Genomic DNA, 22,436 nt, shown 5'->3' on the forward strand with positions numbered 1-22,436 from the left:
CTGGCCTAGCCCAGCGCAGGGCCGGCGATCAATCGCGGATCAGCGCCTTCAGCGTGTCGAGCCGGTCGGCTTCGTGCGCCGGCTTGTCGGCGCGGATGCGGTTGATGCGCGGAAAGCGCATGGCGACGCCCGACTTGTGGCGCTTGCTGTGGTGTACCGAATCGAACGCGACCTCGAAGACCAGGCTCTTGTCGGTTTCGCGGACCGGGCCGAAGCGATTGACCGTGTGCTGGCGGATGTGCCGGTCCAGCCACTTCAACTCTTCGTCGGTGAAGCCGAAATAGGCCTTGCCGACCGGCAGTATTTCGGCGCCGGCATCAGGATCGCCATTCCAGCAGCCGAAGGTGAAATCCGAATAGAAGCTGCTGCGCTTGCCCGACCCGCGCTGGGCGTACATCAGCACGCAGTCGATCAACAGCGGATCGCGCTTCCACTTGTACCACAGCCCGGTCTTGCGCCCGGTGACATAGGGGCTGTCGCGGCGCTTGAGCATCACCCCCTCGATCGCGTCGTCGCGGGCGCGTTCGCGGATCCCGGCTAGTTCGGCAAAGTCCTTCGCCTCGATCGTCGCGCTAAGGTCGAAGCACTGCGGGTCGAGCCGCGGAACCAGGGCTTCGAGCACGCCGCGGCGTTCGTTCCACGGGCGCGGGCGGTGGTCCTCGCCCTCCAGCACAAGCACGTCGTAAAGCCGCACGAAGGCTGGGTAATCGGCCAGCATGGCCTTCGACACGGTCTTGCGCCCCAGCCGCTGCTGCAGCGCGTTGAAGCTGGCCGCACCGCCCTCATTCCCGCCCTGGTGGCTTCCGCGCACCAGCAGTTCCCCGTCGAGCGCGGCTGGGATCGCCAGTGCCGGGGCCAGTTCGGGAAACGTCGCGGTGATATCGTCGCCCGAGCGGCTGTAGATCCGCGTCTCGCCCGCAACGTGGACAAGTTGCACGCGGATCCCGTCCCATTTCCATTCGGCGGCATAGTCGGCCAGATCGAGTTCGAGGTCCTCGAGCGGGTGTGCCAGCATGAAGGGGCGGAACAGCGGCAGGTCGTCGGCCCGTGGCGGCTCGGCCCCGTGGGCGGCCCATGCGAACAGCGGCAGGTAGGGCGGGGCCTGACCGTGCCAGTATTCCTCGACATCGTCGACCGAGACGTCGAAGGCCTGGGCAAAGGCGGTCTTTGCGAGGCGCGCCGAAATACCGATCCGCATCGCCCCGGTCGCCAGCTTGAGAAGCGCATAACGGCCCGACGAATCGAGCCTGTCGAGGAGGCCAGCCAGTACGCGGGGGCCGGTGTTGCGATTGGCCGCCGAAAGCTCGGCCACGACCTCGCTCACGGTCGGCGGCGGGCCGCGCTCGCCCAGGGGGTCGGGCCATAGCAGGCTGGCGGTTTCGGCTGTATCGCCGACATAGTCGCGGCTGATCTGGAACAGCACCGGATCGACCCGCTCCATCAGCAGCGCGCGAATCGTGCTGGCCTTGATCGCGGGAAAGTTCAGCCCGTCGGTCAGCGCTGCCAGCGCCCAGCCGCGATCGGGGTCGGGCGTGTCGCGCAGATAGGTCGCCAGCAGCGCCAGCTTGGCGTTGCGCGACGGGGTAAAGACCAGCGCGTCGATCAAGGCGGCGAAACGGTCCACCTAGTCGTCCTCGTCCTCGTAGCCGACCAGCGCCAGCGCGCGGGCCTTGCGCTGGTTGAGTTCGCACCAGCGCAGCAGCGCGTCCTCGCGGCCGTGGGTGATCCAGGTCTCGGCCGGGTCGACCTCGGCGATCGTGCGGGTCAATTCGCTCCAGTCAGCGTGGTCGGAGATGATCAGCGGCAGTTCGACGTTCCTCTGCCGAGCGCGCTGGCGCACCCGCATCCAGCCCGAGGCCATGGCGGTGATCGGGTCGGGCAGGCGGCGGCTCCACCGATCGCTCAGCGCGGATGGCGGGCACAGCGCGATCTGGCCCTGCAGCGCCGCCTTGGGCAGGCCGGCGATCGGGCGCAAGTCGCCAAGGCCGACGCCCAGTTCCTCGTAAAGCCGGCACATCCGCTCCAGCGCGCCGTGAAGGTAGATCGGTTCGCCGTAGCCGGCCAGCCGCAGCTCGGCGATAACCCGCTGCGCCTTGCCCAGCGCATAGGCGCCGATCAGGACGCAGCGATCCGGATTGGCTTCGCGCGCGGCAAGCAGCTTGGCGATCTCGTCCCCGATCGGCGGATGGTGGAAGATCGGCAGGCCAAACGTCGCCTCGGTGATGAAAACGTCGCAGGCAATCGGCTCGAACGCCGGGCAGGTGGGGTCGCTCCGGCGCTTGTAGTCGCCAGTGACAACGACCCGCTCGCCCGCGTGTTCGAGCAGTATCTGCGCCGATCCCAGCACGTGCCCGGCTGGCTGGTAAGTCGCAGTCACCCCGCCGGGCAGGTCGATCGTCTCGCCGTAGGCGACCGGCACCGCGCCAGCGTCGGTCTGGTAACGCAGTTGCATGATCGCCAGGGTCTGCGGCGTGGCAATGGTGGTGCCGTGGCCGCCGCGCGCATGATCGGCATGGCCGTGGGTGACCAGCGCGGTGTCGACCGGGCGCGCCGGGTCGATCCAGCAATCGGCTGGCAGCACGCGGATGCCCATCGGCTCTGCCTTGATCCAGGAAAAGGACGCGGCCACCCGTGTCTAACGAGACAGCGGGCGGCGCAGTTCCATGACGGTGGCGGCCTTCGGTCTAGTCGGTGCCGTCCTCGCTGGGCTCGGGCGCGGCCTTGGGCTTCTTGCTCCGCGGCTTGGCCTTGGCCACCTCGGCCTTGGCCTTGGCACCGCGGGGCAGCTTGGGCGGGGCGGGGGTAAGCTCGAAGGCGAGCGACCCGTCCTTGACCGACACGTGGACCTCGCCGCCATGGCGCAGCTTGCCGAACAGCAGTTCCTCCGCCAGCGGCTGCTTGACCTTCTCCTGGATGAGGCGGGCCATCGGTCGCGCGCCATAGAGCTTGTCGTAGCCGCGCGCGCCCAGCCATTCGCGGGCATCGCCGTCGAACTGGATGTGGACGTTCTGGTCGGCCAGTTGCAGTTCGAGCTGGAGGACGAACTTGTCGACCACGCGGCTGATCGTCTCGGTGCCGAGATAGGCGAAGGGCACGATCGCATCGAGACGGTTGCGGAATTCGGGGCTGAACATCCGTTTTACCGCTTCGTCGCCGGCGTCTTCCTTGCTGACGTCGCCAAAACCGATGCCCTGCTTGGCCATGTCCGACGCGCCGGCGTTGGTGGTCATGATCAGAACCACGTTGCGGAAATCGACAGTCTTGCCGTGGTGGTCGGTCAGGCGGCCGTTGTCCATCACCTGCAAGAGGATGTTGAACAGGTCGGGGTGGGCCTTTTCGATCTCGTCCAAGAGCAGGACGCAATGCGGCTGCTGGTCCACGGCATCGGTCAGAAGTCCGCCTTGGTCGTAGCCGACATAACCCGGAGGCGCGCCGATCAGGCGGCTGACCGAATGGCGCTCCATGTATTCCGACATGTCGAAGCGCTGGATCGGAATCCCCAGGATGTCGGCGAGCTGCTTCGACACTTCGGTCTTGCCGACGCCGGTCGGGCCGGAGAACAGGAACGAGCCGATCGGTTTTTCCGGATCGCGCAGGCCCGCGCGGCTCAGCTTCATGGCGCTCGACAGCACCTCGATCGCCTTGTCCTGGCCGAATACCACGCGCTTCAGGTCGCGCTCGAGGTGCTCGAGCGCGGTGCGGTCGTCGCTGGACACGGATTTGGGCGGAATGCGCGCCATGGTGGCGATCACGGCCTCGATCTCGCGGCCGGTGATGGTCTTCTTGCGCTTGTTGGGCGGTACCAGCATCTGCATCGCGCCGACTTCGTCGATCACGTCGATCGCCTTGTCGGGCAGCTTGCGGTCGTTGATGTAGCGCGCCGACAGCTCGACCGCCGTCTTGATCGCCTCGGGCGTGTACTTGACCTTGTGGTGTTCCTCGAAGGCGGTTCGCAGGCCTTTCAGGATCTTGATCGTGTCCTCGACCGTGGGTTCGTTGACGTCGATCTTCTGGAACCGGCGCAGCAGCGCGCGATCCTTTTCGAAGTGGTTGCGGAACTCCTTGTAGGTGGTCGATCCGATGCAGCGGATCGTCCCGCCTGACAGCGCCGGCTTAAGGAGGTTCGAGGCGTCCATCGCCCCGCCGCTGGTCGCGCCGGCACCGATCACGGTGTGGATCTCGTCGATGAACAGGACCGCGTGGGGCATCTTCTCGAGTTCGGAAACGACCTGCTTCAGCCGTTCCTCGAAATCGCCGCGATAGCGGGTGCCGGCCAGCAGCGCGCCCATGTCGAGGCTGTAGATCACCGCCTCTGACAGCACTTCGGGCACCTCGCCCTCGACGATCTTGCGCGCCAGGCCCTCGGCGATCGCGGTCTTGCCGACGCCGGGATCGCCGACATAGAGCGGGTTGTTCTTCGATCGGCGGCAAAGGATCTGGATCGTGCGGTCGACTTCGGGCCCGCGGCCGATCAGCGGATCGACCTTCCCCGCCAGCGCCTTCTCGTTGAGGTTGACCGTGAACTGGTCGAGCGCGGTTTCCTTCTTGCCATCCTTCGATGCCGCGGCCTTTTCCTCCTGGGCGGGGGCTTCCTGCTCGGCGCCCTTGGGGCTGCGGTCCTCGATCCGCTTGCCGCCCTTGCCGATGCCGTGGCTGATGAAGCTGACCGCATCGAGGCGGCTCATGTCCTGCTGCTGCAGGAAATAGACCGCGTAGCTGTCGCGTTCGGAAAACAGCGCTACCAGGACGTTGGCTCCGGTCACAGTGTCCTTGCCCGAAGACTGCACGTGGAGAATGGCGCGCTGGATCACCCGCTGGAACCCCGCGGTCGGCGCCGGATCACCCTTTTCCTGGGTCTTAAGGGACTGATATTCCTGATCAAGGTATTGTTTTACCACCTCGCCCAGTTCGCCCAGGTCCACCCCGCAGGCCTGCATCACCTGGGCGGCGTCGGCATCGTCGATCAGTGCCAGCAGCAGATGCTCGAGCGTCGCATACTCGTGGCTGCGCTCCGACGCGTTGGCGAGCGCCGCATGGAGGGTCTTCTCGAGGCTCTGGGCAAAGCTTGGCATCTAGCTGTCTCTTTCGGGGGGCAGGGTGGCATTGGCGGGTAGCAACCGCATTGTCGGAGAATATGAACGGGTGTGCTGAACGGAACCTATATGGGAAGCCTGCGCCAGTGCGAAAAGGGCGGCGCGGCCGGCCATCAGTCGGTTCGCGTTCTGAACAGCGCGTCGGCCGCGGCGCGGTGGGCGCCGGCCTTGTCGCGGTGGGCGCGCACCCGGGCGATTTCCGCCTCCAGCAGGACGATCCGTTTGGCCAGTTCGTCCTGGGAATAGGGATCAAGCACTTCCTTTGCCAGCAGGCTGGCCGCATCGCCTTTTGCGCGGGGCAGGTCGTCTTCCATCCGGCGGGCAGAATCGGATGAGTTAGCCTTGCTGTCAACACGTTGCCGCATTAGGGGCAGAGGCGTTGCGATATGGCAACAGCGCAAAAGGCGCAGGGGCAGGAATGACCGGGCAACTACCTGAAACCATGACGGCAATCGGCTTCGAAGCGCCGGGCGGGCCGGAGGTGCTGCAGCCCTTGACGCTGCCCGTCCCGCAGCCGGGCGAGGGCCAGGTCTTGGTCCGCGTCGCCTTTGCCGGGGTCAACCGGCCGGACGTGATCCAGCGCCAGGGCTTCTATCCGCCGCCGCCGGGCGCTTCGCCGCTGTGCGGGCTGGAGGTCTCGGGCACGGTAGTCGCGCTCGGCACGGGCGTCGATGCTGCGATGCTGGACCAGTCTGTCTGCGCGCTCGTCGCGGGGGGCGGCTATGCCGAATATTGCCTCGCCGAGGTGGGCCAGTGCCTGCCGGTGCCGGCGGGCCTTTCGTTGGCCGAGGCGGCAGCACTTCCCGAAACGCTGTTCACCGTGTGGCACAACGTGTTCGAGCGCGGCTATGTCCGCGATGGCGAGACGATTCTCGTCCACGGCGGCACCAGCGGCATCGGCTCGATGGCGGCGATGCTCGGCCGGTTGATGGGGGTCAGGGTCATCGTCACTTGCGGCGGGGCCGACAAGTGCGCCGCTGCGCTCCAAATCGGGGCCGCCCACGCGATCGACTACAAGGCGACCGACTTCGTCGAGGAGGTGCTGCGGCTGACAGGCGGCGTGGGCGTCGCCATGGTGCTCGACATGGTCGCTGGCGATTATGTGCCGCGCAACCTCAAGTGCCTGGCCGACGATGGCCGCCACGTGACCATCGCGGTCCAGGGCGGGGTGCGCGCCGAACTCAACATGGCCGAGGTCATGCGCCGCCGCCTGATGCTGACCGGATCGACGCTGCGCCCGCGCTCGACCCTGTTCAAGGCCCTGCTCGCGCAGGAAATTGCCGAGAACGCCTGGCCCTTCGTCGAATCGGGTCAGCTGCGCCCGGTAATGGACCGGACCTTCCCCCTGGCCGAGGCCGCTGCCGCCCATGCCCGGATGGAAAGCGGCGATCACGTCGGCAAGATCGTGCTCGAGGTCGCGGGCTAGAGCCACTTCGGGCCTTGCCCTCCGGCGCCAAAGCGCCTAAATCACCGCGCGAACGGCCGCTCCGCAAGGGGCGGCCCTATTATTTTCCGACGGAGAAAACCCCGTGTCCCAGCCGACCCCGCTTATGCCGCATGCGACCGCTTCCTGGCTGGTCGACAACACCGCGCTGAGCTTCGAACAGATCGCCGAGTTCTGCGGTCTCCACATCCTCGAGGTCCAGGCCATGGCCGACGACCTTGCCAGTTCGAAGTACACCGGCCGCGATCCTGTGCGCTCGGGCGAACTGACCATGGCCGAAATCGAAAAAGGCCAGGCCGACGCGTCCTATTCGCTCAAGATGCAGAAGGCGCCGGTCACCGTCAGCCGCACCAAGGGCCCGCGCTACACCCCGGTGTCCAAGCGCCAGGACAAGCCCGACGGCATCGCCTGGATCCTGCGCGCGCACCCCGAAATCTCGGACGCGCAGATCGGCAAGCTGATCGGCACGACCCGCAACACCATTGCCGCGATCCGCGACCGCAGCCACTGGAACATCGCCAACATCCAGCCCAAGGATCCGGTGACCCTGGGCCTGTGCAGCCAGCGCGAACTCGACGGGATCGTCGCCAAGGCCGCGAAGAAGGCCGGGCTCCAGGACGTCGAAGGCGACGATGCCCGCCTGGTCGACGACAAGGTCGCCCTGATCGAGGAACTGCGCGCCGAACGCGAAGCCCAGGGCAAGGCCGCCGCCGAAGCCGCGCAGGAAGCCGAAGCCGCCGCCTGGCTCGAAGCCAAGCGCGCTGCCGAAGCCGCCGGCGAGGAATAGTCGCCCGCGCGAGGCACGCATGACGCTTGCCCTGCCGCCTGCGGTGGGGTTAATCTGTTTACATGGATGTAAATAATCCGACGGGAGAGCCGTGGAAGGCGCACTATGCCCACCCTTGCGCGTGGGACATGCAATTTCCGCCGCTGTCGCTCCCGGAATTCTTTGCCGATGCGGCGCGGCGCCACGCCGATAAGCCGCTCGTCGATTTCCTCGGCCGGCGCTATTCCTATTCCGAACTCTACCGCGAGGCCTTGTGCTTTGCCGCAGGCTTGCAGCAGAGGGGGGTGGCCAAGGGTGATCGGGTCGGCCTGTTCCTGCCCAACGTGCCGATCTACGTCGCCGCCTATTACGGGGCGATGATCGCCGGTGCGATCGCGGTCAACTTCAGCCCGCTTTACACTGCGCCCGAACTAGAGGCGCAGGTCGAGGATTCGGGTATCCGCGCGCTGGTGACGATCGATTCGGCTGCGCTTCTGCCCACCGCGCTCGAGGTGCTCGACCGCAGCTCGCTCGAAACGCTGGTGGTCGGCTCGCTCGCCGATGCGTTGCCCTGGGGCAAGGGTCTGGCGCTGCGCCTTCTCGGGCGAAAGACGCTAACCGCGGTGCCCAAGCGCCCCGACGTAGCGCGGTGGTCCGACGTGCTTCTTTACGACAGTTCGCCAGAGCCCGTCGCGATCGATCCCGTGGAGGATCTTGCCCTGCTGCAATACACCGGCGGCACCACCGGCACGCCAAAGGGCGCCATGCTGACCCACCAGAACCTGTCCGCCAACGCCCGCCAGGTCGAGGAGATCGACCCGCGCAAGGGCGAGCGCGACATGATCATGGGGGTGCTGCCCCTGTTCCACGTCTTCGCCAACGTCTGCGTTCTGAACCGCACCGTGGCCAACGGCGGCTGCATCGCCATGCTGCCGCGGTTCGATGCCGGCCAGGCGCTGAAGACCCTGGAGCGGGTCAGGGCCACGGCGATGCCGGGGGTGCCGACCATGTACCAGGCGCTGCTCGATCATCCGGATCTGGCGCGAACCGACTTCTCCTCGCTGCGGGTGTGCATATCGGGCGGGGCGCCGCTACCGGCGCCGCTCAAGGAGCGTTTCGAAGCGGCGACGGCTGCGCGGCTTGTCGAAGGTTACGGCCTGACCGAAACCTCGGGCGTGGTTTCTACCAATCCCTACGAGGGCGAGGACCGTGCCGGGACGATCGGCCAGCCGCTGCCCGCAACGCGGATCCGCCTGCTCGACAAGGAAGACCCGCTGCGCGATGCGCCGCCGGGTGAACCGGGCGAGCTTGCCATCCAGGGCCCGCAGGTAATGCGAGGCTACTGGCGCCGACCCGAAGCCGCTGCCGCCGCCTTTGCCGAACGCGAGGACGGCCGCTGGCTGCGCACCGGCGATGTCGCGACGATCGATGCGGAGGGCTATCTGCAGATTGTCGACCGGATCAAGGACATGATCGCGGTTGGCGGATTCAAGGTCTTCCCCAGCCAGGTCGAGGCGGTGATCGCCGAACATCCGGCAGTGAAGGAGGTGCTGGTGATCGGCGTACCCGACGCCTACCGCGGCGAAAGCCCGCGCGCCTACGTCACCTTGGCAGAAGGGGCGAGCGAAACCGGCGACAGGTTGCGCGACTGGCTCAACGCCCGCCTCGGCAAGCACGAGCGGGTCGACCGGGTCGTGGTGCGCGACAGCCTGCCCAAGACGATGATCGGCAAGCTTGATCGCAAGGCGCTGCGCGCCGAAGTCCTTTAGCTGGCGGCGAGGCTCACGACCGTCGCGTCCTCGGCACTGGTTGCGGCGCGCGGGGCGAAGCGGCCATCGACCTGCGCGCCCTGTTCGATCGTCAGCGAATCGTAGTGCACGTCGCCGTGGATGCGGGCAGTCTTGAGGATCACCAGGTCGCGCGCGCTGATCGTGCCGCGCACGGTGCCCGACAGGCGTGCCGTCTCGGCCTTGATCGCGCCCTGGATGTCGCTGCCTTCGCCCTGGACGAGCGAGGTACAGGTCACGTCGCCGTGGACATGCCCGTCGATGTGTAGGTCGGCCGAGGCGACGACATCACCGGTGATGCGGATGTCGGAGCCGAATACGGAAAAGGTCGATGCGGCCATGGTCCTACCCTGCGATCTGGGCGCCACGTCCGGCGCGGTTTTCTGCTTGAACATGGGGCGATGCCTCCAGGAACGGCCGCGGATTGACAGGCCGGTCGTTGATGCGAACTTCGAAGTGCAGGTGCGGGCCGGTCGAACGGCCGGTGCTGCCGATGGCGCCGATCACGCTGCCGCCGTCGACCTGCTGGCCGACCCGCGCGCCGAACCGCGACATGTGCGCATAGCGCGTCATCAGGCCGTTGCCGTGCGTGATCTCGATGCAATTGCCGTACCCGGCCTTGACCCCGGCGAAGCTGACCACGCCCTTGGCGGCGGCATAGATCGGCGCGCCGATGGGCCCGCGGAAATCGAGCCCGGCGTGAAACGCGCCGTCGCCGGTGAACGGGTCGGCGCGGTAACCGAAGCCCGAGGAAATGAACTTGAGACTGGCGGGCAGGACCTGCGGGACGCCCGAAACCGAGCGTTCCAGAGCTTCCATCCGTGCGAGACTGAGGCCAAGGCGCTGGAAGCGCGGATCGACCGTGCCGTCGGTGCTGGTCGCGAGGCGCAGCAGCGGACCGCCCTGCGCCTCGCGCCGGTTGATCGAGGCGAGCACCGCGTTGGGGTTGAGGCCCAGCTTCGAGAGGCGGGCCGAGGCCTGCGCGGCGCGACGGTCGGCCAGACGGGTCAGGCCCTCGACAAAGGCAAGCTGGCGCGCCTCGATCCGCGCGAGCGCGGCGGCCCCGGGAACGGCGAGGCTGACCTTCTTGATCGTTTCGGCCGCGGCATTGGTGCTGTTGGAGACGGTTTCGCCGGCCTGCGCATCGTCCGGCAGATCGCCGAGGTGCGCCTTGGTCACCTGGTCGATGAAGTCCTGGCGCTTTTCGAGGTCGGATACGACGGTGTCGAGATTGCTGCGATAGGCGTTGACCCGGCTTTCCGAACTGGCGACCTTCGCCTCCCGGTCGAGCAGCGCCAGCCGGTCGCGGGTCGACAGGAAGCCAGCCACGGCGATCGCCGCCATGGTCGCCAGCCACAGCGCCAGCACAGTCGCGCTTACGCTGGCAGCGATGATCTGCACGCGCGACGAAATCTTGATGAAGCGGACCTGGCCCTGCGATCGCATGAAGAACTCGCGATCCGGGAACCATGTCCGCAAGCGGTGTTTCAACCCGCCAGCAGTTTGATTTTGCAAGACGACCCCAAGTCCCTTTCACCCTCGAGGCGGGCGGCTAGCAGGTTGGTGGGGCAGTGGCGAATCGACTCTCCACAAATGTCGCCGAGTCGACAGATTCCCCCGACGAGTCGAATAGGCTAGCTGACACGGCGGTCAGTTGGGCGGGAACCTTTTGCTTCGCTGTGGTTTGCGTGCGCCTTTCAGATGTCATCAAGTGACAATCGAGAGTGGCGGTGATAGGCGCTTTTCCGTCATGACCGCACCCCTTCCTGCCGTGGGCGAATCGCCCGAATCCCTCGTCCGGCACCTTGCCGAGGCGGGCCGTGCCGCGCAGCGCGTGCTGGCCCGGCTCGATTCGCCGGCCAAGGCGCGGGCGCTCCACGCGGCGGCGGCGGCGTTGCGGGAAGCAGAAGCGGCGATCCTGGCGGCGAATGTGCGCGATGTCGCGGCAGGCGAGGCGCGCGGCCTGTCGGGCGCGATGCTCGACCGCTTGCGGCTTGATGCCGGGCGCCTTGCGGGCATTGCCGATGCGGTCGACCAGGTCGCGGACCTGGCCGATCCGGTCGGTGCGGTGATTGACGAAAGCACCCGGCCCAACGGCATGACGCTGGCCCGCGTGCGCGTGCCGATCGGTCTGATCGGGATCGTTTACGAAAGCCGTCCCAATGTGACCGCCGATGCCGCGGCGCTCTGTCTGCGGTCGGGCAATGCCGCGCTGCTGCGCGGCGGGAGCGAGGCGGTTCATTCCAACCGCGCGATCCATGCTGCCCTGGTCCTCGGCCTGGAGGCTGAAGGCATTCCGGCTGCGGCGATCCAGTTGGTCCCGACCCAGGACCGCGAAGTGGTCGGCGCGATGCTGACTGCGGCGGGCCTCATCGACATGATCGTGCCGCGCGGCGGCAAGAGTCTGGTCGCACGTGTCCAGGCCGATGCCCGGGTACCGGTGCTCGCCCACCTCGACGGGATCTGTCACACCTACATCCATGCCGCCGCCGCCCCGGACAAGGCGGCCGCGATCGCGCTCAACGCCAAGATGCGGCGCACGGGGATCTGCGGGGCCATGGAAACCCTGCTGCTCGATGCGCAGTTTCCCGCGAGCCAGGCGGTCGTCGCAGGCCTGCTCGATGCCGGCTGCGAGCTGCGGGGCGATGCCCGGGCCTGCGCGCTCGACGCGCGAATCGTGCCAGCCGCGGCGAACGACTGGGACACCGAATACCTCGACGCGATCCTTTCGGTTGCGGTGGTCGATGGGATCGACGCGGCGCTCGATCACATCGCGCGGCATTCCTCGCACCACACCGATGCAATCGTTACCGAGGATGCGGCAACGGCCGAACGCTTCCTGACCGAAGTCGACAGCGCGATTGTCATGCACAACGCCAGCACGCAGTTCGCCGACGGGGGCGAGTTCGGCCTGGGCGCCGAAATCGGCATCGCCACCGGTCGCCTCCACGCGCGTGGACCCGTCGCTCTCGAAGGGCTCACGACCTACAAGTGGCAGGTCCGCGGTTCGGGTCAGACCCGGCCCTGAAAACCGTTGGCCTCCTTGGCGGCAGCTTCAATCCGGCGCACGGCGGGCATCGCCGCATATCGCTGTTCGCGCTCGATGCGCTCGGGCTCGATCAGGTCTGGTGGCTGGTTTCGCCCGGCAATCCGCTTAAGCCCAGGGCTGGCATGGCGCCTCTTTCGGTACGACTCGCTTCGGCCATGGACCGGGCCAGGGGTACGCGAATCGTTCCCACCGCGATCGAGCGAGAGCTGGGCACGGTCTACACCGTCGACACGCTGCGCGCGCTGATCCGGCGCTATCCCAAGGTGCGCTTCGTCTGGCTGATGGGCAGCGACAATCTGGCCCAGATGCACCTGTGGAAGGACTGGCGGAGCATCGCGCGGACCATGCCGATTGCGGTCATCGCCCGTCCGGGCTATGATGGCCGTGCTGCTGCGAGCCCCGCGGCCGCCTGGCTCGGCCGTTACCGGCGGTCCGCCGCCAGCCTGAAGCACCGGGCAGGATGGAGCGCACCCGCGCTGATACAGTTGCGTTTCGACCCCGATCCGCGTTCGGCGACAGCCATTCGCCGCGCCGATCCCGACTGGGCCAGCCGTTTTGCAGGCCGAGTCCGCCGCGATCCGCTTACCCACCATCCCGTCGATCCCGACATCGCATGATTTCCCGCGACGCCCGCATAGAGGAGCCGTTTGAGCTTACATGACGCCCAATTCTTCCGATCTGGCCCCCATCGCAGGTGCCGCCGAAGCCGGAGCGCCCGCTCCGCTCCCCGCCTCGGAACCGGGCTCGCTCCACGAACTGGTCCTGAAGTCGCTCGACGACGACCAGGCGATGGAGATCGTGTCGATCCCGCTCGAAGGCAAAAGCTCGATTGCCGACCACATGGTCATCGCCTCGGGCCGCTCTACCCGCCAGGTCGCTGCCATGGCGCAGAAGCTGGCCGAGCGGATCAAGCACGGCGGTTTCGGCCACGCGCGGATCGAAGGCCTGCCCGCAGCAGACTGGGTGCTGATCGACGCGGGCGACGTGGTGGTTCACCTGTTCCGCCCCGAAGTGCGCACCTTCTACAACCTCGAACGCATGTGGGCCTTCGGCGACAGCCTCGGCGCCGCCTGACACCCCGGTTCGATGCGCCTGCACATTGTCGCGCGCGGCAAGATCGGGCGCTCGCCCGAGGCCGAGCTGGTCGACCGCTATGTAAAGCGGATCGGCTGGCCGGTGAAGATCACCGAACTGCCCGATACCGGCGGCACGCTGCCCGCCGCTGCGACCCCATCGCGCGATGTTCTGCTCGACGAGCGCGGGCGGCAACTGACTTCCGAAGAGTTTGCCGCGATCCTCGGCCGCTGGCGCGACGACGGGGTGCGCGAGGCGCGTTTCCTGATCGGTGCCGCCGACGGCCACGGAGCTACCGCGCGTGGACAGGCCGACCTCCTCATCGCCTTTGGCGCGATGACCTGGCCGCACATGATGGCGCGGGCCATGCTGGCCGAACAATTGTGGCGCGCGACCAGCATTCTGGCTGGCCATCCCTATCACCGTTCGGGATAAGGGCAGCGATGGCGCTGCGCTTGCGATTCCTGCTTCCCGTCCTGACCGCCTCGTCGCTGGTCGGCAGCGCTGCCGCGCAAGACGCCGCCGCCCCTGCTACACCTCTGGACGCGAGCCGCGCGCTGGCGCAGGCCCGGGCCCAGCAGGCCGAGGCAGGCCGCCGCGCCGAGACGCTCGAACAGGCCGCTCGGCAGGCGGTGGCCGAAGCGGACAGGACCGCGCAGGAAAGCGCGGCGCTGGCCGCCCGGATCCAGCAGGCCGAAGCGACGATCGCCGCCAACCAGGCGCAGATCGCGGTGATCGCCGGGCAGCGCGCCGCGCTTCGTGCCCGGCTTGCGATCCACCAGCAGCCGCTAATCCGCCTCACCGCCGCGCTGCAGCGGCTGTCGCGCCGCCCGCCCGTGCTGTCGCTGCTGCGGCCCGGATCGCTGCAGGATTCGGTCTATCTGCGCGCCGTCCTGCAGACCATGCTGCCTCAAGTGCAGTCCCGCACCGCCGGCCTGCGCACCGAGATCGACCGGGCCCGTGCGCTTGAGGCAAGAGCGCTAGCGGTCAATACCGCGCTGCGCGCCAGCGAGGGCGAGTTCACCCGCCGCCGCCAGGAACTCGCTGCGATCGAGACCCGCCAGCGTCTCGCCTCACGCGAGGCGAGCGGCATCGCCGACCGCGAATCGGAACGCGCGCTCGCGCTCGCAGAACAGGCCCGCGATCTGGGCGGGCTGGTCGAGGACCTGGCCCGGCAGGGCGAAGTTCGCGCCGAACTGGCTGCGCTGCCCGGACCCATCTTGCGTCCGGCCTTGCCGGCAAGCGCGAAGGTCGGCGATCAGCCGACACCTGCCGCCGCCGTGGAGGAAGGCGTCCGCGGCCCGGTCGGCTACCGGCTGCCGGTCGCCGGCCGTCTGGTCCAGGGCTTCGGGGAAAGCGCACCTGGGAAACCCCGCGCGCGCGGCATCGCGCTCGCCGCCAACCCGTCGGCCCAGGCCGTTTCGCCGGCCGCAGGACGAGTGGCCTTTGCCGGACCCTATGCCGGTTATGGCCAGGTCGTCATCATCGAGCATCCGGGCGGCTGGACCAGCGTCGTGACCGGCCTCGTCCAGCTCGACACGCGGGTCGGCCAGCAGCTTGTCACCGGATCGCCGCTGGGCCTTGCCGGCCCGGTTCGCCCGGTCGTGTCGCTCGAACTGCGGCGCGGCAAGGAGCCGGTCAATCCGCTCGATTTCGCTGCCCGTTAGGCTATCTGGCGTTAAGGCAGAACCGTCTATAAGGTGACGCAGCTTTCGAAAGGTCGCTTGACGATGAAGTTCGCCCCCTTGTTCCGCGCCAGCCTGCTGGTCACCGCCGTCGCGCTGATCCCGGCCACCACCGCCGGTCTTGCCGCAGTCGATGGTCGCGCCGGACCCGAATTCGGCCGCCTGCTGTCGGTCTACCAGATGGTGAAAAGCCAGTACGTTGAGAAGGTCGACGACGACAAGCTGATCAACGGCGCGATCGACGGCATGCTGGCCGCGCTCGATCCGCACTCGACCTACCTTGAAGGATCGACGCTGACCCGGCTGACGACGATGATCGACGGCAAGTATTCGGGCCTTGGCCTGTCGGTCGAAATGGACGACGGTGCGGTCAAGGTCATCTCGCCGATGCGCGGCAGCCCCGCCGAGGCGTCGGGCGTCAAAGCCGGCGATTTCATCACCCACCTCGACGGCAAGCTGATCTACGGCGGCGAGCTTGACGACGCGGTTTCGCAGATGCGGGGCGAGGCGGGCACCAAGATCCGCCTGACCATCTTCCGCCCCGGCCGCGAGCAGCCGTTCGATCTGACTGTGACCCGCGGGGTCATCACGCTCGAACCGGTTACCTGGAAGCTGGAAAAGGACGTGGGCGTCATCACCGTCAACGAGTTTTCGCGCGATGTCGGCGTCAACGTGAACCGCGCCATCGCCGATCTCAGGAAGCAGACCGCGAACAAGCTGAGCGGGCTGGTCCTTGACCTGCGGTCCAACCCCGGCGGCTCGCTGGACGAGGCGGTGGCCCTGTCCGACCTGTTTCTCACCAAGGGCGACATCGTGTCGCAGCGGGGCCGCAATCCGCAGGACAACGAATTCTACAAGGCCGAATCGATCTATCCCGGCGATGCCGCCAAGGGCTTGCCCGTGATCGTGCTGATCGACGCCGGCTCCGCCTCGGCCTCGGAAATCGTTGCAGGCGCGCTGCAGGACCAGAACCGCGCGGTGATCATGGGCGAACGCAGCTTCGGCAAGGGCAGCGTCCAGTCGCTGTTCGAACTCGACCGCAGCCACGCGGTCAAGCTGACCACGGCGCGCTATTTCACGCCGTCGGGCCGCTCGGTCCAGGAAGGTGGGATCGATCCCGACATCCGCGTGCCGCAGCTGTCCGATCCCGATGCCCAGCGCCGCAACGAACTGGCCTTGCGCGAAAGCGACCTGCGCCGCCACCTGGTCAACGAAGTCGGCATCGACGACAAGAAGCTCGAAGCCGATCGCCAGGCCGATCCGCGTTTCAAGCAGACCGCCGAGGACCTGAAGACCAAGGGCATCAAGGACTTCCAGCTCTATTACGCGATGGAAACGCTGCGTCGCACCAGCGGCGTCGCGCTGGCCGCCAAGGGCAAGTAAATGCTGCCGACAGGGGACAAGGCCATCGCGCTGGCGCGCGTGCTCGCGCTTGGCGTACCCGCAGCACTGCTGGCCGGCGCCTATATCGGCCAGTACGGGTTCGATCTCTATCCGTGCGAGATGTGCTGGTGGCAGCGCTGGCCGCACTTCGTCGCCATGGCGCTTGCCGCGCTGGCCTTCGGCTTGCGCGGTTCGACGCGACTGCTGGTGGCGCTGGCGGCCCTGGCGATCCTCGCCTCGGGGCTGATCGGGGCGTTCCACGCCGGAGTCGAATACGGCTGGTGGGAAGGCTTCACCACCTGCACCGCCAATGTCGGTGCGGCAGGCGGCGATCCGCTCGAGGCCATCCTCGGCGCACCGATCGTCCGCTGCGACCAGGTCCAGTGGGAGCTGTTCGGGATCAGCCTTGCGGGCTTCAACTTCCTCATCTCCACCGCCGCGGCCGCGCTGATCGCGGTACTGCTGCGCCGCTCGAAGGGCATCGCAGCGTGAGCGCAAAGGCATCCGAACGGATGCTCCGCGTCGACCAGGCGGGCGAATACGGCGCGACGCGGATCTATGCCGGCCAGCTTGCGGTGATGGGCGACCGCGCGCCGCATTCGGAAACGGTTCGCCACATGGCCGAGCAGGAGGCCCGGCACCGCGCCAAGTTCGACGCATTGATCGCCGAACGCGGCGTGCGCCCCACCGCGCTGCAACCGTTCTGGGACGTGGCCGGCTTTGCGCTCGGGGCGGCGACGGCGCTGATCTCGCCCGAGGCGGCTATGGCCTGCACCGCCGCGGTCGAGGAGGAGATCGACCGCCATTATACCGAACAGCTCGACGAACTGGGCGACAGCGATCCCGAACTGGCCGGATTGATCGAGCAGTTCCGGGCCGAGGAGCGCGAGCACCGGGACGCGGCGCTGGCCGCCGGGGCCGAACGCGCGCCCGCCTATCCGCTGCTGTCCGGCGCGATCCGCCTGGGCTGCCGCGCGGCGATCAAGCTGGCCGAACGCATCTGATCGAGGTGCGGGGCGTGAACCGCGTCCCGCTTCATCTGTTATTCACGGCAAGGCGTCCCTATAAGGGGTCAGGCCCGCGCCACAGTCTAGGAGTTGTCCCGTGATCCGCTACAGCCTGACCGGCCTTGCCGCCATGGCCGCCCTTGCCGGCGTTTCCGCCCCCGGCGCAGCCCAGCAGGCGGCCGAGCCGAAGGTCAACCAGCTCATCATCTACGGTGACGACAAGTGCCCCGAAGGCGCGGGCGACGAGATCGTGGTCTGCGCGCGCAAGGCGGAAAGCGAGCGCTACCGGATCCCCTCGATCCTGCGCGAATCGAGCTCGCCCGACAACGAAGCCTGGACCAACAAGGTGATCGCCTATGAAACCGTGGGCCGCAGCGGCACGCAAAGCTGCACGCCGGTCGGCCCGGGTGGCTGGACCGGTTGTTCGAGCAAGATGATCCGCGACGCCTACGCCGAAAAGGCCACCGGCAGTGACGTGCGCATGGCCGAACTGGTCGCCGAGGAGCGCGCCAAGCGTCTCGCCACGATCGACGCCGAGGCAGCCGAAACGCAGAAGCGCGTCGAACAGGCGGAAAAGGAATACCTCGAGCGCCAGAAGGCGCAGGAAGACGCCGCGACGAAGGCCCCGACGAACCCGTAAGGCCCGCGGCTCAGCTCAGCGCGATGTCGGGGGCGTCTTCCTGCTTCATGCCGACAGTGTGGTAGCCCGCGTCGACGTGGTGGTTTTCGCCGGTCACGCCCGATGACAGGTCCGACAGCAGGTACAGCGCGGCCCCGCCGACGTCGCTGATGGTGACGTTTCGGCGCAGCGGCGCATTCAGTTCGTTCCACTTTAGGATATAGCGGAAATCGCCGATCCCGCTGGCCGCCAGGGTCTTGATCGGCCCGGCCGAGATCGAATTGACCCGGATGCCCTGCGGACCGAAATCGTTGGCGAGGTACTTGACGCTGGTTTCGAGCGCCGCCTTGGCCACGCCCATCACGTTGTAGTGCGGCACGACCTTTTCGGCGCCATAGTAGGACAGGGTCAGCATGGTCCCGCCGCCTTCGCCGGTTTCGGGATCGAAGGCCGGCATCATCGTCGCCGCGCGGCGGGCGACCGCGGTGAAACTGTAGACCGAGATGTTCATGGTCATCAGGAAATCGTCGAGGCCGACGTCGGCATAGTGGCCGCGCAGCGCTTCCTTGTTGGTGTAGCCGATGGCGTGGACCACGAAATCGATCGTCGGCCAGCGCGCGGCGAGAGTTGCAAAGGCCTTGTCCAGTTCGGCCTCGGTCGAGACGTCGCAATCGATCAAGAAATCGCAGCCCAGCTGGTCGGCCAGCGGGCGAACCCGCTTCTCCATGACTTCGCCCTGGTAGGATATGGCGAGTTCGGCCCCCTGTTCATGCAGTTTCCGAGAAATGCCCCAGGCCAGTGACTTGTCGTTGGCAAGGCCCATGATCAGCCCCCGTTTGCCCTGCATCAGTCCGGTCATGCGTCTATCCTTGTGGTCCCTGTCGTTCGCTGGCCTTCGCCCCCTGGCGATGCCGGTTGTCCTTCTGTCCGATCGCGTCGCGTTCTTCGGGGCTTTCGGTCAGTGCGGCGTTCAATTCGGCTCCCATAACCATCCCCAGCCCGACGAGCCAGAAAAAGAACAGCGCGATCATTACGCCGGCAAGGCTCCCGTAGGTAAGGTCGTAGCTGAAAAAACGCTGGAGAACGGGGGGCAGGGCCATGGTCACCGCGAGCCACCACACCGTCACCAGCAAGGCCCCCGGCCACTTGGGATAGGTCTTGCCGCGATAGGCAGTCGGGGTCAGGGTCAGGAAAAGCAGCCATAGCGACAGGTAGATGATGGCCGCGGGCACCAGCCGCGAGGTCGTCAGCGTGCCGATCCACCCGCCAAGGCGCGGCAGCGAATGCTCGATCACCTGCTGCGCGGCGCCGATCGCCACCTGCAGCAGCAGCGCGAAGATCATCGCCACCACGGCAACGATGATCACCCCGGTCGAGGTCAGGCGATAGCGCCAGAAGGCGTGCGTCGGCTGGGTGCCGTAGGCACGGCGCAGGATGTCGCGGATCGTCTCGATCAGGCTGCCGACGGTCCACAGGCCGACCACCGCGCCGGCCCACAGCAGCAGGCCGCTGCGCGCCGCCATCACGTCCTGTGCGACGGGTTCGAGCGCCCGCGCGACGATCGGCGGTAGTCCGAGCAGGAACGCGTGGACCGACGCCTCGCGCTGGGCCTGTTCGCCGATCAGCGAAAAGGCCGCACCGACAGTGATGAAGAAGGGAAACAGCGCCAGGATCGCCATGTAGGCAAGGTTGCCGGCGTGAATGAAGCCGTCGTTGTAGGCGCCGGTCCACACCCGGTTGAACACCTTGAAGAAGCGCGTGTCCCAGAACTTGCCCTGGGGCCCGACGTGTTCGTCGAGCGTTTCCTGAAGACCTGCGCGCAGCCGCAGCGCGCGCTTGCGGCGGGCTTCGGGGGACAGGTCGGGCGGGGTCAGCGGCGGGCGCTGGCCATCGACGAGCGGACGCTCCTCCACGCGCGCTGCTACACGCCCAGCCGGCTGCGCAGGTCGCGCGGATCACGCCAACCTTCGAGGCGGCGGGCAAGATCCACGTCGCCTTCGGGCAGTTGCACTTCCAATGTGATCAACTGGTCCCCGCGCGTGCCGTCCTTGCGGGTGAAGCCCTTGCCCTTGAGGCGCAGCGTCCGGCCCGAGCTCGACCCCGGGGCGACCGTCAGCATGACCGCGCCGTCGACCGTGGGCACGCGAACCTTGGCTCCGCCGACCGCCTCGTCGAGGCTGATCGGCAGGTCGAGGCGCAGGTTGTCGCCATCGCGGCGGAAGAAGGGGTGGGGGTGGAGCTGGATCGTCACCAGCGCGTCGCCGTTCCCGCCGGGCCCGGCCTCGCCCTTTCCGGCAAGGCGCATCTGGGTTCCGTCCTCGACCCCGGCCGGCAGCTTGAGGTCGATGGTCTTGCCGTCGGCCAGCGTGATCCGCTGGGTGTTGAGCAGTGCCGCGTCGGGCAGCGAGACGCCCAGCTTGTACTGCACGGTCGCGCCCCTCGGCGCCGGGCCGCGTCGTGCGCCGCCCTGGCCGCCGCCCATGCTGCCACCCATGCCGCCGCGACCGCCGAACAGGCCGTCGAAGATGTCGGAAATGTCGATCCCTTCGTTGCCGAATCCTTCGAACCCATCGGCACGGAACCCGCGCTGGCCTGCGCCGCCGAAGCCGCCGCCGGGCGCCGCGCCGCCGCCATAGCCGAACGGCATGGTCGGGTTGCCGTCAATGTCGATCTCGCCCCGGTCGAAACGCGCCCGCTTGTCCTTGTCGGACAGGAGGTCGTAGGCGCGGGTCACCTCGGCGAAGCGTTCCGCGGCCTTGGGATTGTCGGCGTTGCGGTCCGGGTGCAGTTCCTTGGCCAGCTTGCGGTAGGCGGACTTGATGTCCTTCTCGCCCGCGCTGCGCGCCACGCCCAGGATCGAATAGGGATCGGCCATATCCGACTAGCTAGGTGGCCCGGCGGCATCCGGCAAGGATTTAGGCGCTTATTGCGAGACGCTTGCGCTTTGTTTGAAGGCTGCGCGCCGCTATGCCCTGATTGCCATGAGCGACGACGCCGCAACCGCCATCACCGGGACCGATCCCTTCGCGCTGTTCGACGCCTGGTTTGCCGATGCGAAGGCGCGCGAACCCAGCGATCCCGACGCCGTGGCGCTGGCCACCGCGACGCCCGGCGCGGCGCCGTCGGTGCGGATGGTGCTGCTGAAGAACCACGGGCCGACGCTGGGCGACCATGGCGGCTTCGTTTTCTATACCAACGCCCACAGCCGCAAGGGGCAGGAGCTGCGCTCCAATCCGCAGGCCGCGATGCTGTTCCACTGGAAGTCCCTGCGCCGCCAGATCCGCATCGAGGGCACGGTCAGCGAAGTCGATCCAGCCATGGCCGATGCCTATTTCGCAAGTCGCAGCCGCGATTCGCAACTCGGCGCGCTCGCCTCTGACCAGTCGCAGCCGATGGCCTCGCGCGGGGAATTCCTCGCCCGCATCGCCAAAGTCACCGCAGCGCATCTGGTTGGCAAGGTGCCGCGTCCGCCGCACTGGACCGGGTTCTGCCTTGCGCCCTCCGCGTTCGAGTTCTGGATGGACCGTCCGTTCCGCCTGCATGAGCGGCGGCGGTTCGAACGGACCAGCGATGGCGGCTGGTCGGGCACCCTGCTCTACCCGTGAGCGACGCGCACGCCCTCAACCGCAGCGCAGCGCTGGCCTCGATCTCGGTCGCGCTGCTGCTTGTCGCGCTCAAAGTCTGGGCGGCCTGGACCACCGGGTCCACGGCCATGCTCGGCAGCCTGGCCGATACGATGCTGGACCTCGTCGCCAGCCTTGCAACCCTTGCCGGTGTGTGGATCGCGGCCCAGCCTGATGACTACAACCACCGTTTCGGCCACGGCAAGGCCGAGGCGATCGCCGCCATGGTCCAGGTCGTGCTTATCGGCATTTCGGCACTCAGCCTGGCGGTGCGCGCGGTGGAGCAGCTCGTCAACGGCGCGCGTCCCGAGGCGGCCGAGGGCGGGATCGTCGTCTCGGGCATCGCCATGGGCGCGACCTTGGCCTTGCTGGCCTGGCAGCGCCACGTGATCCTCAAGACCGGCAGCCTCGCGATCAGCACCGATCACGTCCACTACAAGTCGGACCTGCTGCTCAACCTGGCGGTCATCGCCGCGCTGGCGCTCGACCAGTATGCCGGCATCGCCGGCGCCGATCCGCTGTTCGGCCTCGCCATTGCGGCCTGGCTCGGCCGGGGGGCCTGGGGCGCCTCGCAGGAGGCGGTCAACCAGCTGATGGACCACGAATGGGACGAGGCGAAGAAGCAGCACTTCCTTGCGGTCGTCGCTCGCCATCCCGAACTTAAGGGCCTGCACGACCTGCGCACGCGCACCTCTGGCAACCGCGATTTCGTGCAGTTCCACGTCGCGGTCGATCCCAACATGACCGTGCGCCGCGCCCATGACGTGATGGACGAGATCGAGGCCAAGCTGCTGGCCGAGTTTCCGGGGATCGAGATCCTGATCCACCCCGATCCCGAAGGCCTGATCGACGAGGAAGGCCTTGCCGCGCAGGATCTGCTCGCCGCGCACCAGCGCAGCGAATAGC

Annotated in this window: 23 protein-coding genes; 14 read left to right on the forward strand and 9 right to left on the reverse strand. The window is 67.5% G+C overall.

Features of this window, described 5'->3' with window-relative positions; all coding sequences use genetic code 11:
• Nucleotides 1-28: 28 nt before the first annotated feature.
• From B0I00_RS13270 to B0I00_RS13285, 4 genes are all read right to left on the reverse strand, one after another.
• Nucleotides 29-1,624, reverse strand: coding sequence for a cisplatin damage response ATP-dependent DNA ligase (locus B0I00_RS13270; protein WP_100867901.1), 1,596 nt, complete (start codon nt 1,622-1,624; stop codon nt 29-31).
• Entirely contained in the window at nt 1,625-2,629 is a 1,005-nt protein-coding gene (locus B0I00_RS13275) for a ligase-associated DNA damage response exonuclease (protein ID WP_100867902.1), read from the reverse strand.
• Nucleotides 2,630-2,684: 55 nt separating this feature from the next.
• Nucleotides 2,685-5,072, reverse strand: a complete 2,388-nt coding sequence (gene clpA, locus B0I00_RS13280) for an ATP-dependent Clp protease ATP-binding subunit ClpA (RefSeq protein WP_100867903.1) — start codon at nt 5,070-5,072, stop codon at nt 2,685-2,687.
• 134 nt (nt 5,073-5,206) lie between these two features.
• Nucleotides 5,207-5,407, reverse strand: a complete 201-nt coding sequence (locus B0I00_RS13285; RefSeq protein ID WP_100867904.1) for a DUF1192 family protein — start codon at nt 5,405-5,407, stop codon at nt 5,207-5,209.
• Nucleotides 5,408-5,511: 104 nt separating this feature from the next.
• On the opposite strand from B0I00_RS13285, the gene B0I00_RS13290 reads away from it, so the two are divergent.
• The 3 genes from B0I00_RS13290 (at nt 5,512) to B0I00_RS13300 (ending at nt 9,072) form a co-directional block, all read left to right on the forward strand.
• Complete coding sequence (locus tag B0I00_RS13290) at nt 5,512-6,519, forward strand: NAD(P)H-quinone oxidoreductase (protein WP_100867905.1); 1,008 nt, start codon at nt 5,512-5,514, stop codon at nt 6,517-6,519.
• 103 nt (nt 6,520-6,622) lie between these two features.
• Entirely contained in the window at nt 6,623-7,324 is a 702-nt protein-coding gene (locus B0I00_RS13295; RefSeq protein ID WP_100867906.1) for a DUF1013 domain-containing protein, read from the forward strand.
• A gap of 62 nt (nt 7,325-7,386) precedes the next feature.
• Nucleotides 7,387-9,072, forward strand: a complete 1,686-nt coding sequence (locus B0I00_RS13300) for a long-chain-fatty-acid--CoA ligase (RefSeq protein WP_100867907.1) — start codon at nt 7,387-7,389, stop codon at nt 9,070-9,072.
• Here the strand turns inward: B0I00_RS13300 and B0I00_RS13305 are convergent.
• Nucleotides 9,069-9,431, reverse strand: coding sequence for a bactofilin family protein (locus B0I00_RS13305; protein ID WP_100867908.1), 363 nt, complete (start codon nt 9,429-9,431; stop codon nt 9,069-9,071). The genes B0I00_RS13300 and B0I00_RS13305 overlap by 4 nt on opposite strands.
• Before the next feature lie 4 nt (nt 9,432-9,435).
• Entirely contained in the window at nt 9,436-10,605 is a 1,170-nt protein-coding gene (locus B0I00_RS13310; RefSeq protein ID WP_332870776.1) for a peptidoglycan DD-metalloendopeptidase family protein, read from the reverse strand.
• Nucleotides 10,606-10,840: 235 nt separating this feature from the next.
• Between B0I00_RS13310 and B0I00_RS13315 the strand changes: the two genes are divergently transcribed.
• From B0I00_RS13315 to B0I00_RS13355, 9 genes are all read left to right on the forward strand, one after another.
• Nucleotides 10,841-12,118, forward strand: a complete 1,278-nt coding sequence (locus B0I00_RS13315) for a glutamate-5-semialdehyde dehydrogenase (protein ID WP_100867909.1) — start codon at nt 10,841-10,843, stop codon at nt 12,116-12,118.
• A complete protein-coding gene (locus B0I00_RS13320; RefSeq protein WP_100867910.1) occupies nt 12,082-12,756 on the forward strand; it encodes a nicotinate-nucleotide adenylyltransferase in 675 nt (224 codons plus the stop codon). Before B0I00_RS13315 ends, B0I00_RS13320 begins: the two co-directional genes overlap by 37 nt.
• 40 nt (nt 12,757-12,796) lie before the next feature.
• Nucleotides 12,797-13,213, forward strand: a complete 417-nt coding sequence (rsfS, locus tag B0I00_RS13325; protein ID WP_100867911.1) for a ribosome silencing factor — start codon at nt 12,797-12,799, stop codon at nt 13,211-13,213.
• A 12-nt stretch (nt 13,214-13,225) separates the two neighbouring features.
• A complete protein-coding gene (locus B0I00_RS13330) occupies nt 13,226-13,648 on the forward strand; it encodes a 23S rRNA (pseudouridine(1915)-N(3))-methyltransferase RlmH (RefSeq protein ID WP_100867912.1) in 423 nt (140 codons plus the stop codon).
• Between the two features lie 8 nt (nt 13,649-13,656).
• Nucleotides 13,657-14,880: a murein hydrolase activator EnvC family protein gene (locus tag B0I00_RS13335; RefSeq protein ID WP_100867913.1), complete on the forward strand. Its 1,224-nt coding sequence runs from the start codon at nt 13,657-13,659 to the stop codon at nt 14,878-14,880.
• Nucleotides 14,881-14,943: 63 nt separating this feature from the next.
• Nucleotides 14,944-16,281, forward strand: a complete 1,338-nt coding sequence (locus B0I00_RS13340; protein WP_100867914.1) for a S41 family peptidase — start codon at nt 14,944-14,946, stop codon at nt 16,279-16,281.
• Nucleotides 16,282-16,773 (forward strand): disulfide bond formation protein B, encoded by a 492-nt coding sequence (locus B0I00_RS13345; RefSeq protein WP_100867915.1) that lies wholly within the window; start codon nt 16,282-16,284, stop codon nt 16,771-16,773.
• 20 nt (nt 16,774-16,793) lie between these two features.
• On the forward strand, nt 16,794-17,285 hold the full coding sequence (locus B0I00_RS13350) for a demethoxyubiquinone hydroxylase family protein (RefSeq protein WP_100868146.1): 492 nt from the start codon (nt 16,794-16,796) through the stop codon (nt 17,283-17,285).
• Between the two features lie 100 nt (nt 17,286-17,385).
• Nucleotides 17,386-17,928, forward strand: a complete 543-nt coding sequence (locus B0I00_RS13355) for a hypothetical protein (RefSeq protein WP_232730242.1) — start codon at nt 17,386-17,388, stop codon at nt 17,926-17,928.
• A gap of 10 nt (nt 17,929-17,938) precedes the next feature.
• Here B0I00_RS13355 and B0I00_RS13360 read toward each other — a convergent pair whose 3' ends face one another.
• The 3 genes from B0I00_RS13360 to B0I00_RS13370 are packed head-to-tail and all read right to left on the reverse strand — an operon-like array spanning nt 17,939 to nt 20,782.
• The gene (locus B0I00_RS13360; RefSeq protein WP_100867916.1) at nt 17,939-18,766 is read right to left on the reverse strand and encodes an SDR family oxidoreductase; all 828 of its coding nucleotides are present in this window, start codon (nt 18,764-18,766) and stop codon (nt 17,939-17,941) included.
• 4 nt (nt 18,767-18,770) lie between these two features.
• Nucleotides 18,771-19,820 (reverse strand): YihY/virulence factor BrkB family protein, encoded by a 1,050-nt coding sequence (locus tag B0I00_RS13365; RefSeq protein WP_232730243.1) that lies wholly within the window; start codon nt 19,818-19,820, stop codon nt 18,771-18,773.
• Between the two features lie 8 nt (nt 19,821-19,828).
• Complete coding sequence (locus B0I00_RS13370; RefSeq protein WP_100867917.1) at nt 19,829-20,782, reverse strand: DnaJ C-terminal domain-containing protein; 954 nt, start codon at nt 20,780-20,782, stop codon at nt 19,829-19,831.
• A gap of 106 nt (nt 20,783-20,888) precedes the next feature.
• Between B0I00_RS13370 and pdxH the strand changes: the two genes are divergently transcribed.
• Nucleotides 20,889-21,512 carry a pyridoxamine 5'-phosphate oxidase gene (gene pdxH, locus B0I00_RS13375; RefSeq protein ID WP_100868149.1) on the forward strand — a complete coding sequence of 208 codons (624 nt, stop codon included), beginning with the start codon at nt 20,889-20,891 and terminating at the stop codon, nt 21,510-21,512.
• Nucleotides 21,509-22,435, forward strand: coding sequence for a cation diffusion facilitator family transporter (locus tag B0I00_RS13380; RefSeq protein WP_100867918.1), 927 nt, complete (start codon nt 21,509-21,511; stop codon nt 22,433-22,435). The genes pdxH and B0I00_RS13380 overlap by 4 nt, the downstream gene beginning before the upstream one ends.
• Nucleotide 22,436: the final 1 nt, after the last annotated feature.

Source organism: Novosphingobium kunmingense, from assembly GCF_002813245.1.
Classification (GTDB): Bacteria; Pseudomonadota; Alphaproteobacteria; order Sphingomonadales; family Sphingomonadaceae; genus Novosphingobium; species Novosphingobium kunmingense.

What these genes read in the sequence shown, in the direction of transcription:
- clpA (WP_100867903.1), bottom strand. Translation starts at nt 5,072, where the DNA reads ATGCCAAGCTTTGCCCAGAGCCTCGAGAAGACCCTCCATGCGGCGCTC.
- B0I00_RS13285 (WP_100867904.1), bottom strand. Translation starts at nt 5,407, where the DNA reads ATGGAAGACGACCTGCCCCGCGCAAAAGGCGATGCGGCCAGCCTGCTG.
- B0I00_RS13290 (WP_100867905.1), top strand. Translation starts at nt 5,512, where the DNA reads ATGACCGGGCAACTACCTGAAACCATGACGGCAATCGGCTTCGAAGCG.
- B0I00_RS13300 (WP_100867907.1), top strand. Translation starts at nt 7,387, where the DNA reads ATGGATGTAAATAATCCGACGGGAGAGCCGTGGAAGGCGCACTATGCC.
- B0I00_RS13305 (WP_100867908.1), bottom strand. Translation starts at nt 9,431, where the DNA reads ATGGCCGCATCGACCTTTTCCGTATTCGGCTCCGACATCCGCATCACC.
- B0I00_RS13315 (WP_100867909.1), top strand. Translation starts at nt 10,841, where the DNA reads ATGACCGCACCCCTTCCTGCCGTGGGCGAATCGCCCGAATCCCTCGTC.
- rsfS (WP_100867911.1), top strand. Translation starts at nt 12,797, where the DNA reads ATGACGCCCAATTCTTCCGATCTGGCCCCCATCGCAGGTGCCGCCGAA.
- B0I00_RS13330 (WP_100867912.1), top strand. Translation starts at nt 13,226, where the DNA reads ATGCGCCTGCACATTGTCGCGCGCGGCAAGATCGGGCGCTCGCCCGAG.
- B0I00_RS13335 (WP_100867913.1), top strand. Translation starts at nt 13,657, where the DNA reads ATGGCGCTGCGCTTGCGATTCCTGCTTCCCGTCCTGACCGCCTCGTCG.
- B0I00_RS13340 (WP_100867914.1), top strand. Translation starts at nt 14,944, where the DNA reads ATGAAGTTCGCCCCCTTGTTCCGCGCCAGCCTGCTGGTCACCGCCGTC.
- B0I00_RS13345 (WP_100867915.1), top strand. Translation starts at nt 16,282, where the DNA reads ATGCTGCCGACAGGGGACAAGGCCATCGCGCTGGCGCGCGTGCTCGCG.
- B0I00_RS13350 (WP_100868146.1), top strand. Translation starts at nt 16,794, where the DNA reads ATGCTCCGCGTCGACCAGGCGGGCGAATACGGCGCGACGCGGATCTAT.
- B0I00_RS13360 (WP_100867916.1), bottom strand. Translation starts at nt 18,766, where the DNA reads ATGACCGGACTGATGCAGGGCAAACGGGGGCTGATCATGGGCCTTGCC.
- B0I00_RS13370 (WP_100867917.1), bottom strand. Translation starts at nt 20,782, where the DNA reads ATGGCCGATCCCTATTCGATCCTGGGCGTGGCGCGCAGCGCGGGCGAG.
- pdxH (WP_100868149.1), top strand. Translation starts at nt 20,889, where the DNA reads ATGAGCGACGACGCCGCAACCGCCATCACCGGGACCGATCCCTTCGCG.